Origin of the sequence: Streptomyces sp. SS1-1 (genome assembly GCF_008973465.1) — a bacterium.
GTDB lineage: Bacteria > Actinomycetota > Actinomycetes > Streptomycetales > Streptomycetaceae > Streptomyces.
Genome location: NZ_WBXN01000004.1, coordinates 7,458,429 through 7,474,997 on the forward strand (window position 1 = coordinate 7,458,429; position 16,569 = coordinate 7,474,997).

General features: G+C 68.9%; 18 protein-coding genes and 1 pseudogene. 10 read left to right on the forward strand and 9 right to left on the reverse strand.

The features are described from left to right. Positions 1–6: 6 nt before the first annotated feature. Positions 7–432: a MarR family winged helix-turn-helix transcriptional regulator gene (locus F8R89_RS35555; protein WP_151787880.1), complete on the reverse strand. Its 426-nt coding sequence runs from the start codon at positions 430–432 to the stop codon at positions 7–9. 90 nt (positions 433–522) lie between these two features. Between F8R89_RS35555 and F8R89_RS35560 the strand changes: the two genes are divergently transcribed. The 4 genes from F8R89_RS35560 (at position 523) to F8R89_RS35575 (ending at position 3,551) form a co-directional block, all read left to right on the forward strand. Next, positions 523–1,164, forward strand: coding sequence for an MBL fold metallo-hydrolase (locus F8R89_RS35560; RefSeq protein WP_151787881.1), 642 nt, complete (start codon positions 523–525; stop codon positions 1,162–1,164). 442 nt (positions 1,165–1,606) lie between these two features. Beyond that, entirely contained in the window at positions 1,607–1,924 is a 318-nt protein-coding gene (locus tag F8R89_RS35565) for an alpha-amylase (RefSeq protein WP_225994592.1), read from the forward strand. A 701-nt stretch (positions 1,925–2,625) separates the two neighbouring features. After that, positions 2,626–2,874 carry a hypothetical protein gene (locus F8R89_RS35570; protein WP_318841312.1) on the forward strand — a complete coding sequence of 83 codons (249 nt, stop codon included), beginning with the start codon at positions 2,626–2,628 and terminating at the stop codon, positions 2,872–2,874. A 170-nt stretch (positions 2,875–3,044) separates the two neighbouring features. Next, positions 3,045–3,551 (forward strand): hypothetical protein, encoded by a 507-nt coding sequence (locus F8R89_RS35575; protein ID WP_151788280.1) that lies wholly within the window; start codon positions 3,045–3,047, stop codon positions 3,549–3,551. Here F8R89_RS35575 and F8R89_RS35580 read toward each other — a convergent pair. The 4 genes and pseudogenes from F8R89_RS35580 to F8R89_RS35600 form a co-directional block, all read right to left on the reverse strand. Continuing rightward, positions 3,493–4,299 (reverse strand): IS5 family transposase, encoded by an 807-nt coding sequence (locus tag F8R89_RS35580; protein ID WP_151786115.1) that lies wholly within the window; start codon positions 4,297–4,299, stop codon positions 3,493–3,495. The two genes, F8R89_RS35575 and F8R89_RS35580, sit on opposite strands and share 59 nt — an antisense overlap. A gap of 316 nt (positions 4,300–4,615) precedes the next feature. Then, positions 4,616–5,215 (reverse strand): SMI1/KNR4 family protein, encoded by a 600-nt coding sequence (locus tag F8R89_RS35590; RefSeq protein ID WP_151787883.1) that lies wholly within the window; start codon positions 5,213–5,215, stop codon positions 4,616–4,618. Positions 5,216–5,288: 73 nt separating this feature from the next. Further along, positions 5,289–6,099 (reverse strand): annotated as a pseudogene (locus F8R89_RS35595) (IS5 family transposase). A 26-nt stretch (positions 6,100–6,125) separates the two neighbouring features. Beyond that, complete coding sequence (locus tag F8R89_RS35600) at positions 6,126–6,737, reverse strand: hypothetical protein (RefSeq protein ID WP_151787884.1); 612 nt, start codon at positions 6,735–6,737, stop codon at positions 6,126–6,128. A 131-nt stretch (positions 6,738–6,868) separates the two neighbouring features. Here F8R89_RS35600 and F8R89_RS35605 point away from each other — a divergent pair, with 131 nt between their 5' ends. From F8R89_RS35605 to F8R89_RS35625, 5 genes are all read left to right on the forward strand, one after another. Further along, positions 6,869–7,381: a hypothetical protein gene (locus tag F8R89_RS35605; RefSeq protein WP_192806317.1), complete on the forward strand. Its 513-nt coding sequence runs from the start codon at positions 6,869–6,871 to the stop codon at positions 7,379–7,381. Positions 7,382–7,485: 104 nt separating this feature from the next. Then, on the forward strand, positions 7,486–8,091 hold the full coding sequence (locus F8R89_RS35610) for a dihydrofolate reductase family protein (protein ID WP_151787886.1): 606 nt from the start codon (positions 7,486–7,488) through the stop codon (positions 8,089–8,091). A gap of 284 nt (positions 8,092–8,375) precedes the next feature. Further along, positions 8,376–8,987, forward strand: coding sequence for a dihydrofolate reductase family protein (locus F8R89_RS35615; RefSeq protein ID WP_151787887.1), 612 nt, complete (start codon positions 8,376–8,378; stop codon positions 8,985–8,987). Positions 8,988–9,152: 165 nt separating this feature from the next. Then, a complete protein-coding gene (locus F8R89_RS35620) occupies positions 9,153–9,947 on the forward strand; it encodes a hypothetical protein (protein WP_192806318.1) in 795 nt (264 codons plus the stop codon). After that, positions 9,940–10,413 carry a GntR family transcriptional regulator gene (locus F8R89_RS35625; RefSeq protein ID WP_151787889.1) on the forward strand — a complete coding sequence of 158 codons (474 nt, stop codon included), beginning with the start codon at positions 9,940–9,942 and terminating at the stop codon, positions 10,411–10,413. The genes F8R89_RS35620 and F8R89_RS35625 overlap by 8 nt, the downstream gene beginning before the upstream one ends. Positions 10,414–11,198: 785 nt before the next feature. Here F8R89_RS35625 and F8R89_RS35635 read toward each other — a convergent pair. Next, a complete protein-coding gene (locus F8R89_RS35635; protein WP_151787891.1) occupies positions 11,199–12,089 on the reverse strand; it encodes a phosphotransferase in 891 nt (296 codons plus the stop codon). 108 nt (positions 12,090–12,197) lie between these two features. Further along, the gene (locus F8R89_RS35640; protein WP_225994593.1) at positions 12,198–13,619 is read right to left on the reverse strand and encodes a hypothetical protein; all 1,422 of its coding nucleotides are present in this window, start codon (positions 13,617–13,619) and stop codon (positions 12,198–12,200) included. Between the two features lie 121 nt (positions 13,620–13,740). Between F8R89_RS35640 and F8R89_RS35645 the strand changes: the two genes are divergently transcribed. Next, positions 13,741–14,379: an SMI1/KNR4 family protein gene (locus F8R89_RS35645; protein ID WP_225994594.1), complete on the forward strand. Its 639-nt coding sequence runs from the start codon at positions 13,741–13,743 to the stop codon at positions 14,377–14,379. A 95-nt stretch (positions 14,380–14,474) separates the two neighbouring features. On the opposite strand, the gene F8R89_RS35650 is transcribed toward F8R89_RS35645, so the two are convergent. Together F8R89_RS35650 and F8R89_RS35655 are read right to left on the reverse strand one after the other, a co-directional pair. Continuing rightward, positions 14,475–15,320 (reverse strand): DUF3626 domain-containing protein, encoded by an 846-nt coding sequence (locus F8R89_RS35650; protein WP_192806319.1) that lies wholly within the window; start codon positions 15,318–15,320, stop codon positions 14,475–14,477. Positions 15,321–15,513: 193 nt separating this feature from the next. Beyond that, on the reverse strand, positions 15,514–16,470 hold the full coding sequence (locus F8R89_RS35655) for an ADP-ribosylglycohydrolase family protein (protein ID WP_225994595.1): 957 nt from the start codon (positions 16,468–16,470) through the stop codon (positions 15,514–15,516). Positions 16,471–16,569 lie beyond the last annotated feature (99 nt).

Here is a 16,569-nt window from a genome sequence, read left to right on the forward strand (position 1 = left end):
GCGGTATCAGCGCCCGGTGAGGCGGTCGGTCAGGCGGGACAGCAGAGCGACCGCCTCACCGAGCCGCTGAATCTCATCGGCGTCGAAGGTCTCGCGGATGGCGGCACCCAGCGCGCCCGCGCGCAGCGTGCGTTCCCGCTCGAGACGGGACCGTCCGGCCTCGGTGAGGTGCAGCAGGAGCTTGCGGCCGTCATCGGGGTGCGGTTCGCCACGGACCAGGCCCTCGGCGGAGAGGTCCTTGACCGACTTCGCGGCCGACTGATGGGTGACCCCGCGCAGGCGGGCGAGGTCGGCCGTCGTCAGAGGGCCATTCCGGTCGAGGAACCCGAGGATGGCGGCCTCGCCGGGCGGCATGGTGTCCACGGTCCGGGCCGCCCGGACCAGTTCCCCGAGCGTCCGCCGCAGTTCCTCGGCCAGGGCGTCTTCGTGCATGCCGTTCATCGTAGCCGCAACCCCAAAACCATGTTGTACAGTTTAGTTGTACAAATAAGCTCCACGAAAGACTGAGAGGTGCGGGCGATCATGGAACTCACGAAGTTCGGCCACGCGTGCGTGCGGCTGGAGAAGGACGGGCGCCGTCTGGTCATCGACCCGGGCGGCCTGACCGACCCGGAGGCCCTTGAGGGCGCCGACGCCGTACTCGTCACGCACGAGCACTTCGACCACTTCTCGGAGGAGGTGCTGCGCCGGGCCGCCGCGGAGCGCCCCGGGCTGCGGATCTGGACCAACTCCTCCGTCGCCGAGCAACTGGACGGCATCGGCACGCAGGTCGTCACCACGGGGGAGGGTGACGCCTTCAGCGCCGCCGGTTTCGACATCCGCGTCCACGGGACCTGGCACGCGGTCCTCCACCCGGACATCCCGCGCATCCCCAACATCGGTTTCATGGTGGACGACGCCCTCTTCCACCCCGGAGACGCGCTGACGGTCCCCAGCACGCCGGTCGACACGCTGCTGCTGCCGGTGCACGCTCCCTGGTCCACCATCGGGGACCTGATCGACTACGTGCGCGAGGTCGCTCCCCGCGACGCCTACGCCGTGCACGACGGCGCCCTCAACAACGTGGGCACCGCGGTGGTCTCCGGTCTCCTGGGCGAGCGGGGCCCCGGAATCCCGGCCCGGTACCGGCACCTCACGGCAGGCGCGAGCGTCACGATCGACTGACACCCGGGACCGGCGGCGCGGTCGGGCCGCTGCTCGACCGTGCCCGGTCTTTGGGACCGGCTCATCACGAGATTCGGCCAACGCCGCATGCATCTGTCCGGGCTCGCCCTCATCGTCGGCGCCTTCGTCATGCCGTCGTTCGCCCGGGTCGACGGGCCGACCGCGGGAGGGAGCGATGGGGGCGATGGGGGCGATGGGGGCGAGTCTGCACGCCGCATGCATGCCACGTCGTAGGTCGGCTCACAAGGACAGCGATGTAAAGAGTTGCGGACGTCGGGGCGGTGGATGCCCCGGGGTTGGGGCCGCAATGCAACGATTACAGGCCCTCATGTATGTGATGGCCTGCTTCTTTGTATGCACTAACGAAGTCTGTCTGAAATTCCTTGCTGAAACTTGCAAGAGTGTCCGTGGTGCCTTGAGGATGCGCCGCATGGCCAACCACATGACGCGACACAGACCCACCTTCATCGCTCTCCCCGCCCTCGCCGCCGCGGGCCTCCTGATATGCCTGACCGACACCCCGTCGGCTGCGGCGACCGTCGGAGAGCCGGCCCCGCAGTGCGTCGAGTACTTCCAGAGCTGGCGCTACACCGACGTGCAGAACGGCTGCGTCGACGCCGTATCCGTCACTGTCGAGTACACGAACAACCAGTGGGCCCCGTGCCGTGTGATCGAGCCGGGAGGACGGGCCACGTTCGCCGGTTACGGGACGGACGGCAACTACGTCACCGGGCTCCGGACGTGCGACCCTGAAGCCTGATCCGAGTCACACGAGACGAAGATCACCACGATGACTCGCCGCGCCCTGCGCCCCGCTGCTGAGCTGATCAGCAGGCACTTCACAACGCCCATGCTTGCGCGGCGGTCCGGCTTCCGTGCAGGCCGGGAAAGACGCTGAGAATAGGTGGGGATCATCGGGGTAATCGCCAAGCTGTCCGGCGGGAGGGCGGGGGCTGTCAAGCCTGGGGAGGTCGAAGCGGCCCCGGCCTTCCCGTCGCATGGCAGCAGGCAGCAGGCAGCAGGCAATGGGGACGCCGCCAGAGCAGCCGATGACTGGCATCCGTTCCTCGATGCAGTCGATCCTCGATCCGGACGACCCCGCGCACGACGCCCCGGGCGACGACCAGCGGTCGCGGATCACCGGCATGGAGCGCAGCGGGGACTCGGTGTCGCCACAGGCCATGACATCCACGTGTGCAGCCCCGCATGGTCATCGACGCGATCTGCGACGCGGTCCGAGCATCGGCCTGAGCTCACCGCCGCCGGGGACCCGGAGTGCTCAACTGCGGGTGCCGGTGCGGGCTGTGGCATCATCCACCCGGGACTCATGACTTCCGAGGGGGGGGCAGTCGTGGAACGACCGGACGACCGCACGGCATCGGCCTTGCGCTTCGCGACCGAACTGGTCGCCTGGGTCGCCACCCGCTCTCCCGGCACTCGTGGCTGCTCGCTGTCCTGTCCGTGGTGGTCCTGATCGGCCTCCCGACGCTCTTCTCCACCCCGGGAGACAAAGCGCACGTGATCATCCCCGTGCCGGGCTGGGGCACCATCCTGTTGGTGCTTCTCCAGCTCGTCGCAGCCGTGATCTCGGCTTGGCTCATCTGGCCGGCGTGGGCTGCGGTCCTGGTGTCCGCGCTCGCCGCAGTCACTCTCCTCACGGAGCGACGACACTGGCGGTGGCTGCTCGCGGCCGGGCGGCGGCCCGCGTGACGTCCTAGCGGGAAGACGGCCAGGACAGCGGGAGTGCCCCTATCTCTTAGAGGTCGTTCTCTTTCCGAACCTCGTGTGCGGTTTCCGCTGGTCCGGCATGGCATGGCGGCTGGCGAGGGAGTCTCGGTCCGTTGCTGGTCGAGACGTTGTGGGGGTGGCGGATGCCGTCGATGCGGGCGGTGCTGGAATCGCGGCAGAAGGCCGCGGCGGTGCGGGTGGAAGATCTCGAAGCCGAGTTGGAGCGGGTGCGGACGGCTCTGGCGGAGGCCGAAGAGGTGCTCAGGCGCCGGGTGATCGGCCTGGAGCAGTATCTGGAGGCGCTGGCCGAGGAGGAGGCGCCCGCCGTGGTGGGCGGCAGAGCACCGCAGAAGAAGCCGGTGGGGCCGCGCCGGGCGGTGCCCCACCGGGACAACGCCCCTGGAAGCGAGGTGTTGTCGGTGGACTACCAGGCGTTGATGGCCGCCGCGGTGGAGGCGGGAGGCGACGGGCTCGGCGCCCGGCGGGCGGCGGTGGTGCTGGGCTGGGACAGTGCGTCCGCCTCCCGCGTCGAGGGTGCGAGGGCACGGCTGAAGAGGCTGGTGGAACGGGGCTGGCTGGTCGAAGTCAAACCGGGCAGGTTCACGCTGCCCGCAGCGGAGCAGGGCTGTGCTGCCGGGCGGCCAGGCGGCGGCTCATGAGGGTGGTCATCGACCACAGGATGACGGCTTCGCTGGTGTCGGTGCGCCGTTCGTAGTCACGGACCAGGCGTCGGCTGCGCAGGAACCAGGCGAAAGATCGCTCCACCACCCAGCGGCGGGGCAGCACCTGGAAGCCCTGGACGTCGTCGCTGCGGCGGACGACGTCCAGGACGAGGGCGAGGTGCGCGGTAGCCCAGTCGACGAGGTGGCCGGTGTAACCGCCGTCGGCCCAGACCCGTGACAGCTGCCGGAAGCAGCCCGTCGCCGCCGACAGCAGGGTCCGGGCGGCGTCCCGGTCGGTCGTGGACGCCGGCGTGACCTGCACGGACAGCAACAGTCCAAGGGTGTCGGTGAGCAGGTGCCGCTTGCGTCCATTGATCTTCTTCCCGGCGTCGAAGCCCCGCGAGGTGAGGGCGACGGTGGCGTCCGCCTTCACCGACTGCGAGTCGATGACCGCCGCACTCGGCTCCAGGTCACGGCCCTCAGCCCTGCGGACACACCCGCGCAGTCGGTCGTGCAGCTCGGCGATCAATCCCGCATCCCGCCAGCGGGCGAAGAAGGCATACACCCGCGGCCAGGGCGGGAAGTCCGAGGGCATTGCTCGCCATTTGATGCCGTTGTCGACGAGGTAGCGCACCGCGTCGATCATCTGCCGGTGGCAGTAGCCCTCCGGCCGCCCGCCCCGACCGGCCAGCCATCCAGGAACCGGGAGCAGATCCCGTACCAGAGCCCACTCGGCATCGCTCATGTCCGAGCCGTACCGGGGCAGGCGCTCCGGCCTGTCGGCCGCGTTCCCGAACCTGTGGGCGAGACAGTCACACCCAGGAGTGACCGGACTGGACCCGGCGACCGTGACCACGCGACACTTCGACAACAGGGCCTCTTGCTCCTCGCTGGACTCGACATCCGCGAGCTACCAAGAGGCCCTTCTCTCATGCCTCGCCACCAGCAATCTCACCCGATCCAGGCCCCTGTTCGAGGCCGACCGAGCACGCGAACGGATAGAGAACAGCCAGTTAGAAGTGATCTCATTAGGTGGCTGCTGTGACTGGAGCGGCGGCCTCTCACATGCCGCGGTCTGGGCCGTACCAAGGTTCGGTGCGTTCGTCAGCGGACATCGGAAGGCGCTCCAACTTCACGGGGCCAGGGTAAAAGGCTGCACTGTTGGGCCCGCTCATGTCCTCGCCGATGAGATAGCGGTAGAGCCATTCCGCGAAGCTCATGCGGTGCTCCGCCCAGGTTTCGTCATAGCTCACCAGGAGCCTCGGAGCCGCAGGGGCAGCGATCAGGAAGATGATCTCGCCTCGGTCGGTGCTCGCGATCGGCCACAGCCCGTTGCGGGTGCCAAAGCTCAGCTCGTCGAGTCCGAAGAGCTGGCGGGGGTCCTCGTCCGGGTCGAGATGGAGGTCGTCCCACGGCACCTCGGACCATGCCTTGACCGTGCTGCGGATGTTTTGGCCCAGGTTCCACCGTTCGGTCGCGGGGTGGGAGAGGTACAGGTGCCCGTTGATCTGGATGGGGGCGAACGCGTCCACGAGGGCCCTGTAGTCGGGCGGAAGTTCTATGCCGAGCTCTGCGTGGAGACGGTCCCAGGCAGCTGGGTCCGCGTAGCGGTTCTGGGCCGGGCCGAGCATCTCCAACACGGCAGCCAGGTAGTCAGTCATGAGTTCCTCGACGGTGTGTCCGCGGTGCGGTCCACCGCGTTGGGCCGCACCCTCTAGAGCCGTACTCTACGGATCACGTCGAGGTGATGACCTTCGCAAGTCTGCGGTAGCAGATCAGAGCGGCAGCGATGCCGGCGAAGGCGAGAAAGTGTCCTGCTTTGCGTTCGTACCGACGGTGCAGGCGGCGGCACCCGGCAAGCCAGGCGACCGTCCGCTCCACGGTCCAGCGGTGACGGCCCAGGCGCTGGGAGGACTCGATGCCCTTGCGCGCGATGCGCGGGGTGATGCTCCGTGAGCGCAGCCACCGGCGCAGGTGATCGTAGTCGTACCCCTTGTCGCCGTGGAGCTTGGCAGGGCGTCGCCGACGCGGTCCACGGTGTGAGCGGACGGGCGGGATGCCGCGTACGAGGGGTTCGAGACCCTGACTGTCGTGGGTGTTCGCGGCGGAGATCCCAATCGAGAGGGACAGACCGGATCGCTCGGTGATCAAGTGGATCTTTGACCCCTTCTTGCCGCGATCTACGGGATTCGGATCCGTCAGATCCCCCCTTTCGTTGCGCGCATGTTCACTGAGTCGATCGCGCACCTGGACGTGTCCAACTCCCCGCGTGCGCCGAGTTCGTCCAGGAGCAGGCGGTGAAGCTTGCCCCATACCCGGGCCCGGCTCCACTCGGTGAAGGGGCGGTGCGCGGTCGGCCCGGACGGGCCGAAGCCTGGTGGTAGCTGTCGCCAGGTACAGCGGTTGTGGCTACGAACAGGATCGCCGCCAGCACTTCGCGATCGCCGTAGCGCCGACGGCCGCCGCCCTGCGGACGAACCGGTGCAGCCGGGACCACCCGCTGGAACAGCTCCCACAGCCCGTCCGGCACCAGACGTCCCACCATCGCCATCACGGCCGCCAGCTTAGTGATCAAGCCAGTTGGGACGATCTGTTATGTGCGGTGGGGCTCGGGAGGTGAACCTCGCGCACGACTGCCGTGCCGGCCACGGTGCGATCCTCGTGCATGGTGATGTGCTGGCCGGTCACGACGTGGGTCCAGTGGGCGGGGGTGAGGGGAACGAGGCGCACGCTGGCTCGGCCGCCTGGCTGCAGGAAGGGTATGTCCTCGACCCAGAGCCCGGCGATGCTGACGGCGGTGCTCCCGGTGGGTGAGAGATCGCCGATGTCCCACATGGGCCGCAGAACACCGTGACCCGGGATGGGCGTTGTCCGTCGGGCCACGGTGGCGGGACGCAACGTCAGGTCTGCCCGGATCACACCGTTCCTGATCTCGGAACACCGCCAGTGACACCAGGCCCTGCTCCGGTCAAGGCCAAGCTGCGCAGCAGCTTCGGCAAGCTGCTCCCAGAAGGCCAAGGGCAGCGGTGGCCCGTCCGCGAGTTCCTCGAGCAGATTCAGCGCGATCTGCCATTCGTCGTGGACGAGATAGTCCCAGACGTCCTGCACCGAGATGTCGTTCTCGGTCGTGACCTCTTGCGGAACGAGGAGGGAGGCCGATTCAAGTAGCTCGGTGACGTCCATGAGGTCATTGTCGAGTACGCCGTCGGGCTGCCTCGTCGCAGAGCCGACCAGCCACAGCGGCCCGGAGGCCCCATGCCTTGGCGACGGGAAACGGCAGCGCGTCGCGTTGGACGGCCAGCCACCATGGCGGGGTGGCTGATCTGCTGTGGGGTGACGTGAGGCGCGTGTTCGACCTGGACCTGATGGGGTCGTTGCCGGACGTGCCCGTCCCGCATGCCTCGATGGAGGACTGGCAAGCGGTTCTCGATCTTGTCGTGCACAAGGGCTCGAGGCGCCGGTACTCCGAGGGAGGGGTGGTGCTGCCCGTGCCTCGGGCCGAGGCCGTGTTGTCCCGTCCGGCCGATGCCGAGTGCCCGGAGCTGCGGGTCTGGCCGACCGCCGATGTGTTGGCGATCTTCCGCTTCCACGCCGAGGACGAAGTCGACTTCGACGTCGGCCTGCGGGAGTTGCAGGGCCAGGACCGACTGGACGTGCTCTGCGGCTTCCTCAGGGACATCGGGCGGCGCTTGGGCAAACCGGTGCTGATGGACCCGGAGGGCGACTACGACCACCCAGTCCTCGGCTACGACGTCGAGGCTGATCGAGTCGTTCTCCTCGCACACCCTCACGGCCGCGACTCGTACGGACCGGCTCCGCGGACCTGACCGGGTGCATCGTCGTGGGATTCCGCGCTGTCCGCAGCGCGGGCGATGAGTTTGCGGCTGCCGGCCGGTCCAAGCTGGTGACCACTTAGGAAGGGGACACTGCCATGTCGGAGCTCATGGTCGATTTCATCACTTCCCTGGACGGATACGCGTCGGGTGAGGGGTGGCCCGGATTCTGGGGCCTGGAGGGCCCGGAGTACCTCGGATGGCTCGGGGAACAGCCGAAGGTCACGTACTTGATGGGGGCGAAGACCTACCGCCTGATGTCGGGATTCGCGGCGGGGGAGGTCCCCGCCGGCCAGGACGAATTCAGGCCCGAGGAAGAGGCGTCCGTCGACGAGCTGACACAGGCGCCGAAGGTCGTGTTCTCCTCGTCCCTGGAGGACCCCCTGACGTGGGCGAACTCCACGCTGGTCCGCGGCGACGCGGTCGAGGCGGTCCGCGCTCTGAAGGCGGAGGGCTCGGGGCTGCTGAGCACGCTCGGCAGCCTCAGCCTGTCCCGGTCGCTGCTGCGGGCCGGACTCGTCGATCGATTCCGCGTGGTGATGTTCCCGGTGATCACCGGGGCCACGGGCGAGGAGCGCATCTACGACGGTTACCCGGATGTCGCCCTGGAGATGACCGATCACCGCACCTTCGACGGCCGTACCCAGATGGTCGAGTACAAGCCGCGTGTGCTCGAGCATCCGCCGCTCGGCGTCCCTGGGTGAGAAAGCCACACAGGACTGCTACTGGACCTGAACCCGTGATCTCGGTTCTGTCGGCCTCCGCTCACGTCTCAGACCTGCAGAAATCGGTTCGCGTCCCGTCGGCCGTACTGCGATCGTGAGGACGTGCCAAGGGACCTGAGGATGCAGCCGGCCGCGCCGGTCACGAGATGGTCGGCCGGGTCGATCCGGATCATCGCCGGCCCTTGCCGGTCTATGTATGGCGTGGGCCCAAGAGCCTCACGCCGCACACACTCCTCGCAACCGCTGCCTTGAGGAAGAAGCTGATGACCGACACCACCTGTCACATGTCCATCTCGCTCGACGGTTTCGCCGCCGGGCCCGACCAGAGCCGGGACCATCCGCTGGGCAAACGCGGACTGGAGCTGCACAGCTGGCACATCGGCGATCCGCGCGCGACCGAAGCCGACGAGACGGCCACCGGCTGGCTGATGCGCCCGCGGGGCGCCTACGTCATGGGCCGCAACATGTTCGGGCCGATCCGGGGCGAGTGGGACGAGGCCTGGGAGGGATGGTGGGGCCCTGAGCCTCCCTACCACGCGCCCGTCTTCGTGCTCACTCGATACGCCCATGAGCCCATCGAGATGGAGGGAGGGACCACCTTCCACTTCGTCACCGAAGGCTTCGACGCCGCATACGCACAGGCGCTCGAAGCCGCCGACGGCAAGGGCGTGGACATCGCGGGTGGCGCTTCGACGGTTCGCCAGGCACTCAACGCCGGGGTGATCGATGAACTCACCCTGGACATCGCGCCCGTCCTCCTCGGCAGTGGCGAGAGCCTGTTCGATGGTGTCGCGACCTTCGATTTCGACCCCGTCGAGGTGCTCCACTCCCCGCTGAGCACGCACATCCGCTACCGCAAGCGCACCTCCGGCTGAGCGGCAACTGGCTCGCGCGGCCGACCGGCCGGCGGCCTCCCCGCGCAAGCAGGCTTATTCCGACGAGTCGTAGCGACTTTCTTGTATCGAGGGTTTGACACAAGTTTTCGTCACAGGGCATCTTGTATCCATCGTTTGGTACAAGGTGCCTTGGGGGATCCTCACGTGCTCGACATCGTCCCGCTCCAGTCCCGGTTCCTCGACCACGCCGACCACTACGCCCGTTGGTCCGGCCTGGCGATCGGCGTCGAGGTCGCACGGCAGTTGCTCACCATAGAGAGCGGGGACATCACGACGCCTCTCGTCCTGGCCGTCACCGCGTTCGGGTTGTGCGCGGTGGCCGGGGTCCTCATCGGCGACGCCCTGACGTTGCGCCCACAGGAAGCGGTCCGTACCGCCAGCCTCGCCCCACGCCTGGTGCGCGACCATGTGCCGCCACGTATGACGCCCCTGCTCCTGCTGGAAGGCGGCTCCCTTCTCGTACTGCTGGGCATGGGGGCTGTGACGGCATCCTCCGGCCGCGACCGGACAGGCGGGGCGGGGCGCGTCATGGACGTCGTCTGTGACGGAGTGCGCTCCTCCGTCGGCCCCTGGCCCGGGCTGTACTACAGCGGCCCGATGCTCGGTGCCCTCGCGGTAGCGACCCCGGCCTGCGTCTGGGCGCTGCGACGCATCGCTTCCGGGCCGGGCGACCACCAGCAGCGCCGCGACCGCGCCTGGGCCATCGTGGGCGCCTGGGGACTGCTCGTGTCGTGTCAGGCCCTCCTCGTCGTACTGATATTCCTGGTCGCCCTCATGGACGGGCCCTGCGCGGGCCCGCTGGGCGCGGTCACCGTTGTGGTGGTCTGCCCCCTGGGCCTGCTGAGCGTGTTCACGTTCGGATGGTCCCTGCTGACCGTGGTGGCGCCGCGGGCGGTCGACGACGATGTGGCGGGCGAGAGGAGTGGCGACGATGAGTGACCGCGCCGTCCGCGTCGATACCACCAGCCAGGTACCGCCGTACGAGCAGATCCGCGCCCAGCTGGCGGCCCTCATCCGTACCGGCAGGCTGGCCGAGGGCGAGCGTCTGCCGACCGTACGGCAACTCGCCACCGACCTCGGTCTGGCACCGGGCACCGTGGCGCGCGCCTACCGCGAGCTCGAGGCCGCGCGACTGATCCGGACCCGCCGCGGCGCGGGCACCCGCGTCGCCGAACTCCCCGCCACGCACGGGCACGACGCCCACCAACTCGGCACACTTGCGCGGGACTTCACCTCCGCCGCCCGCGCGCTCGGAGCCGACACCGAGGACATCCTGACGGCCGTCCGCAATGCTCTCGACTCGGAGTCCGAACCCGCCCCGGCCCCGGACCGCAGCGGAACCGGAACCGTCAACCCGACGGAGGCGTCGGCGACCATCCCGGGCATGGGCGTGCGTGGCAGGTGAGGTCGACGGCCACCGCAGGTTGAGTAAGGCAGTCGCCGTCGGCGGGGAGTCAGCACCCTCGCGGGCGGAAAGCAGGAACTGCGAACATAGGTCTGGTGCTGGCCGCTCGAATCGGGTGGTCTGCTCGCGGGACCGGTCGGTACCGTGAGCGGATGTGCCGCTACGCCGTGACCTCCTACAAGCTGCACTACGCGTGCACCTCGTGCCGGGTCAGCTTCAAGCGGGAGGAGTGCCCACGGCGGGAGCACCTGTGCCCGAACTGTTCTCGGCCCCTCATCTGCGCCGGCCACGACTTCGCTCCGCCGCGAAGGCGTGACGTCCACGGTTGGTCCGTCGTGGCCGCGGTGTTGGGCGCGGGGCTGCGCTACGAGGGGCGGTCGGTCTGCGGGTGCGGCAGGGAACCCACGTACCGCCCACGGACACGCGCTGAACTGCGGGCCCGTCGGTCCGTCGCCACGAGGGACGGCCTGCCACTGTCCGAGGCGCTGTCCCGACCGGACCCTCTCACCCCACTGACGGGCTGATCCCACATCCGGCTTTGCAGGCTGCGGCAAGGCAAGGCAAGGCAAGGCAAGGCAAGGCAAGGCAAGGCAAGGCACGGCCCGGCCCGGCCCGGCACGGCCCGGTTCGGCAGGCGTCTGGCGTGCGACCTGCCTGCTCCGTCAGTGGCAGCCGAACGGTCGTGCAGGCGCCGGACCCGACGAGCCACCCTCGCCACGCTTGCCCGCATCACGGTGATGTCCGACCTCGTACCAGTCCAGGCCGAGGGGTAGCTCGAGCGCGCATCACATGCCGTTCAGAACACGCTCGACTGCGGCTCGGCCCGCAGGCCCCCAGTGGGGCTTGCCGCCAGGAAGGCCCCGATCTCCGTTCTGACCCATGAGCATGAGGAAGAGGCTCTTCATCACGGCCAGGCCACGGGCGCGCCGGATCGCCGACTGGTCGGCACGGGCGTACGTGTCGAGGAACCGTGAAGCCGCGCCCGCCGGGAGCAGCACCCATGCCGCGGCGAGATCCCAGGCCGGGTCGCCGGCGCACAGGGCACCGAAGTCGACGATGCCGGAAAGCGTGCCGTCCGCGACGACGACGTTCGCGGGATGCAGGTCACCGTGCACCCACACCGGCGGCCCCTGCCACTCGGGGGCCGCGACGGCATCGTCCCAGACGGCCCGTACCTCGTCGGCGTTGCCGTCGAGGACAACGGCGTCGAAGAAGCGGTCGAAGCCGTCGGCGCACGCCTTGAGGGGCGTGCCGAAGTCCGAACCGATCGGCGCTTCGGCGGGCGCCTCCACGTGGAGCGCCCGGAGAAAGCCCGCCAGCGCGTCGGCCGCGTGGGTGCTACGACTGATCGAACTGTGGTCGAGGGGCTCGCCCTGAACCCATGTCATGACCGTCCAGTGCTTGGGGTAGCCCTCGGACGGTTCGCCGCATCGCACCGGTGTCGGTACCGGTAGCGGCAGGAGCGGAGCCAGCTCGGGGAGCCACCGCCGCTCCTTGAGCTGGAGCTCGGGAGTGGGATCCATACGCTGGACGCGCACCGCCAACTCGTCGCCGAGACGCCACATTTGATTGCCCCAGCCGCCCGGCACCTCACGGATGGCCAGCCCCGCGAGGTCCGGATGCTGCGCCCGCAGCAACTCGCGAACCAGGTCCGCGGTGATCTCGGTGTCGGTCATGCGCAGCACACTACTGAGGCCGCGGAGGAATCGACTGCGACCGGCGAGGATGCAACCAACGTTGTCCAGGCATGCTGCGTCGCTCCCCACCCATCGCGGGAGGGGGGATCAGCGGCCGACCCCGGCTTCCCATTTGCGGCGGCGCAGTACGTAGTCGCTGAAGAGGTGTCCGCACCGGTCGAGCAGTTCCTCCACCTCCGCATCCCCGCGCCGCACACCCGGCGTCGGACGCCAGCGCTGCACCGACTGCGCGGCCCAGGTGCGCAGTTTGCCGTCCGAGTCCTCGAGCAGGCCGACGGCCGCGCGCAGCGCCACGATGCCGCCGCGCGCGTCGAGCAACCGAAACGCGCCGAGGCGGACGTGGCGCGGGGGCTCGGGTCCGGTGCGCTCCAAGAGCCAGTCGGCGGGCAGTTGCTCGGCGGAAGGCAGAAGTGCGAGGACGGTCTCGCGGACGACACCGGCGGCGGAGTCGTCAAGGAGCGGCAACAAGCGGTCCACGTCTGTGCAGTCCAATACCCGTAGCCCTGCCACCGCTCCCGCCCTCACCCCGGCCGTCGGATGCATGAGCAGGGGCCGCAGCAGCCCGGCGTCAACACGCTCCCCGCACTCGGCCAGCCCGACGACCGCGCCAGGAGACAAACCCGGATCCTCCGGCGCGGCGCATCGCTTCCGGTACCAGTCCGCCGGATCACCTCCCTGCTGCCGTACGACATACCGGGCGCACGCACGTACGAGTGCCGAGCGGTCGCTGAGGAACGGCTCCGCCTGTTCCGAACGCCCTGTCCGTCTCAGCGCCGTGACACCGGCCGACCGGGTACGCGGGTTGCGTGCGGACAGCAGAGGCGCCAGAACCTCCTCGTAGGGATGCTCATCCGTCACCGACGAGAGCGCCGCCGTGGCACACAGGTCCTGGACCACGGTGTCCTGGTCGTGTGCGGCCGCGCGGGCCAGCTCGACGGGACGGAGCAGCCGCTCCTCGACGGCCAGGCGATACGCGAACCGTCGGACAGCGCGGTCGGAGGCACTGAAGAGAATGGCCAGCTGCTCGCGGGACGCCTGGCGCAGGGTGCGGCCGAGTTCGTCCGCGCCGGCGGCGCCCCGGTCACGGCGGGCGAGGCGGAGGACGAGCGGCGTAAGGGCAAGGGCAGAATCCACGTCCAGGGCCTCGCGCAGCAGTTCCCGGGCGAGCTCCCGCACGGGCCCGGCCCAGTCGGCGCAGCGGATCACGACGAGCGGCAGCAGCCCGGGGTGTCGGACCGACTGGCGCAGAGCCTCCTGCCGGATGCGCCCGTCGCGGTGGCAGAGAGCGAGCGCGAGCCGGGACTCGTCGAGCTGACTGAGGTCGGCAGGCAAGGGAGCGGACTGCTCCCACGCCGGTAGAGGCAGCGGCCAGTACCAGGCCACCTCACGCACTCCTGCGTCCAGGGCGAGCCAGTCGTCGGGGTCGCTGATGTCCATCGTGCTGCGCAGCGCCGCACCTTCCGCGAGCCGCGCCGCCGCACCGGCCCCGGCCTCAGTGTTCTCGAGCATCCCGCCCCCTCGGCAGTCGTCCCGGGTGATCGTAGGGTGCAAGGTCGCGCAGGGCACGCGAGATATGGCTCCGCCCCCACAGGGGACTGCACACGAACGGCCGCATGCCACAATCCGTCCCGTGTCACAGGAACTCGCGCGCACGTATAGAGGACGCCTGGTGAGCGGCCCGTTCACACCGTTCGACTCAGGCGAATGCGCCGCCCTTGAGCGGGAGATCGGGCTGCCCCTGCCCCGCGCATATCGCTCCTTCCTGGAAACCGTCGGCGGTGAGAGACTTGCTTACTCGGTTCGTATCCCGGATTGCGAACCAGAAGCGGTCCAAAGCTTCGACTGCCTCTATCAGTTGGGCCGCAACGATGCCGGGGAGTACGGCTGGGGCACTCTCCTGGGCGAGTACCGGCACAGTCGTAGCGAGCGGCCCGCCGAAAACATGCCGCCGACCGGCCTTCTGCCCATCGCCCGCAACGGCGGTAACGATGTCCTCTTCCTGGACCTGAACCCGGCCACGCACGGCCAAGTCCACGCGTTCGTCCACGCGATCTCCTGGCCGGGATACCTGGGCCGCCACGTCTTCACGAAGGTCGCCGACGACTTCGACGCATACCTCGACGGCCTGTTCATCGACCCGGACCTGGCGGAGGACGCCTGGGCGGACGTCGCCGGATGCGATCCCTCGGATCCTTGGCGCAGGACCGTCGAGGAATGGCTGGACATGGGACTGCCGAACTGGCGTGACCAGACATGGGCCAGAGCCTGACCGGGAGCCGTTCCTCCGCAGGGGACTCGGATGCCGCAGCGGCGTAGAACAGTAGCCGTACTGCTGCCGACGCGCCGAAGGCGGCACTGCATAGGTCAACAGCCGCTGAGGTTCCCGAACCGGGCCAGGCAATGCCAGACCTTCTTGAGGTCGTGGCGGGCGTATCGGCCCGTGTTGGCAGCGTTTCCGATGTCCCTGGGAGTGATCCAGCCACCGTGAGCGATCTCGGCTCCCAGGTCCACATACGCCTGTCCGCGATACTGCGGATGGCGACGCAGTTCAGCCACGCTCAGCCGGAAACCGGGGTGCCATCCGACGGGGCAAGGCAGACGTTCCGCCGCATGTTCCACCGCTGTGCCCCGATAGCTGGGGTCCAGCACCAGCGCCTCCACATCGCGGTCGAACCTGACCGGCCCGTGGATCTGCGCCTCGATGTGGCCGTCCAGAGGATCCATGTCCGCGGCCTCGGCAAACTCGAGAAGTGAGCATCGACGGGCGACGCCGAAGTGAGACGGTGCAGCGGAACTGTCCGGGTAACAGAACGTGGCGCGCGTCAGGGCATGAGACGTCAGCCTGAAGTACGAGGAACCGAAACGAGGGGCACCGCCGATCGGATCGCGGCGGTAGTTCAATGCGCCGTAGACAGGGCGCTGGTCCGGTGCGGCGTCGTCATAGGCGCCGGCGAAGATGCGACTCTCCCAGCGCCAACGGTCTCCGCCCGGGTGAGCGGTCAGCCCGCCGTTACTCGTACCTGTGACGAACTGTGACCTGTAGACACCGTCCTCAGCCATTCGCACCAGGATAGGACGGTGCTCCGCAACTCGGGCAGGGTGAAAGTGCATGGTCATCCTGAGGTCCGGAGGAAGGGGCTTCCCCGCAGACGCCGCCGCGATATGTCGCAGGGCCCTCTGGTGGGGTGAGACGGCGGTATCAGCAGCCATGCGTGGAGTCTGCACATGTCGCAGGTTCCGACCCACCTCAATATGGAGCCCTTGCCGCTGCCTTGCCGAGCGGCACGTCGCGCAGGCAACTGCGTACGAAGCACAAAGGGCGACAGGAAGGCAACACCTGGTACCCGCACCGCTGAGCGAGCGCCAGGCCTGCCGCGCGGTCGCATGGTGCGGGAGGCGAGGTTCAGCGTGCGAGCCGGTGAGCGAGGTCAAGCAAGTCGGCCAGGTCCAATACTCGCCCGTCGAAGCCCGGGAGAGGGACATGGAGCGGTTGGCTCCAGTGGGCGGGGATGGCGTCCAGCCCGTAGTAGGCGCCCGCGAGGCCGCCGGTGACGGCGGCGACTGTGTCCGTGTCACCGCCGAGGTCGATTGCCGCGCGTAGCGCTTCTTCGAAGCCGCCGGTGGTTCGCAGGGCCCAGACGGCGGAGCCCAGGCAGGGCCAGACAGCACCGTTGAACTCGGTCGCCTGATCGGGGTGCCAGTCCGGCGCGAGCACTGCGGAATATCGGCCGCGATGGTCGGGGTGGACACGGGTCAGGATGTCCGGGAGGGCGGCGAGGGGATCGACGTCCTCGAGTGTCACGCGGATGAGTTCGTGGAAGATCGCGGTGCCTTCCCAGGCCGCACGGTCGCCGTGGGTGAGGGCGGCGATGCGGCGGGCCGCGTCCATGGTGACTTCCTGGCCTGCGGGGGCGAAGTAGACCGCAGAGGTCGACGCCCGCATCAACGAGCCGTTGCCGGCCGCTCGTTGGTTGACCTGGAAATGGATCGCGGCGGCGAGATCCCAGGGCATACCGTTCGTCAGGACGTCTTCGGTCTGCAGGCCGATGTCCTTCGGTTCCGCTGTCGCCCATCGCTGGAAGCGGGCGAAGATGTCGGGCAGATCCAGTCCGCCGCGCTCCAGCAGCGACTCGGCGAGCAGCACTGCCATCTGGGTGTCGTCGGTGGCCTCGCCGGGATCCCAGCCGCCGCCTCCGCACATCTCACCACCGGCGCCTGGCATGGGGAACCGTGCCGAGAACGCGCCCGGCGGACCGAACTCGAAGGGACCACCGAGCGCGTCACCCACCGCCGCCCCGACGACCGCACCGCCGGCACGCTGCATCCGTTCCGACCGTTCCGACCGTTCCCACCGTTCCATTCGCGCAGGCTATCCGTGCCGCATCAACCGGACGAACGCGTATTCCCATGACCCGTCCAACCAGTCGGCGACGAGCGCGGCGCGTGGGCGGGGTGACGG

Bases quoted from the DNA above. Each gene is read 5' to 3' on its own strand.
- F8R89_RS35555 (WP_151787880.1), bottom strand. From the start codon at position 432: ATGCACGAAGACGCCCTGGCCGAGGAACTGCGGCGGACGCTCGGGGAA.
- F8R89_RS35640 (WP_225994593.1), bottom strand. From the start codon at position 13,619: ATGCTCGAGAACACTGAGGCCGGGGCCGGTGCGGCGGCGCGGCTCGCG.
- F8R89_RS35650 (WP_192806319.1), bottom strand. From the start codon at position 15,320: ATGGCTGCTGATACCGCCGTCTCACCCCACCAGAGGGCCCTGCGACAT.
- F8R89_RS35590 (WP_151787883.1), bottom strand. From the start codon at position 5,215: ATGACTGACTACCTGGCTGCCGTGTTGGAGATGCTCGGCCCGGCCCAG.
- F8R89_RS35600 (WP_151787884.1), bottom strand. From the start codon at position 6,737: ATGGACGTCACCGAGCTACTTGAATCGGCCTCCCTCCTCGTTCCGCAA.
- F8R89_RS35565 (WP_225994592.1), top strand. From the start codon at position 1,607: ATGACGCGACACAGACCCACCTTCATCGCTCTCCCCGCCCTCGCCGCC.
- F8R89_RS35610 (WP_151787886.1), top strand. From the start codon at position 7,486: ATGTCGGAGCTCATGGTCGATTTCATCACTTCCCTGGACGGATACGCG.
- F8R89_RS35575 (WP_151788280.1), top strand. From the start codon at position 3,045: ATGCGGGCGGTGCTGGAATCGCGGCAGAAGGCCGCGGCGGTGCGGGTG.
- F8R89_RS35560 (WP_151787881.1), top strand. From the start codon at position 523: ATGGAACTCACGAAGTTCGGCCACGCGTGCGTGCGGCTGGAGAAGGAC.
- F8R89_RS35625 (WP_151787889.1), top strand. From the start codon at position 9,940: ATGAGTGACCGCGCCGTCCGCGTCGATACCACCAGCCAGGTACCGCCG.
- F8R89_RS35580 (WP_151786115.1), bottom strand. From the start codon at position 4,299: ATGAGCGATGCCGAGTGGGCTCTGGTACGGGATCTGCTCCCGGTTCCT.
- F8R89_RS35635 (WP_151787891.1), bottom strand. From the start codon at position 12,089: ATGACCGACACCGAGATCACCGCGGACCTGGTTCGCGAGTTGCTGCGG.
- F8R89_RS35655 (WP_225994595.1), bottom strand. From the start codon at position 16,470: ATGGAACGGTGGGAACGGTCGGAACGGTCGGAACGGATGCAGCGTGCC.
- F8R89_RS35615 (WP_151787887.1), top strand. From the start codon at position 8,376: ATGACCGACACCACCTGTCACATGTCCATCTCGCTCGACGGTTTCGCC.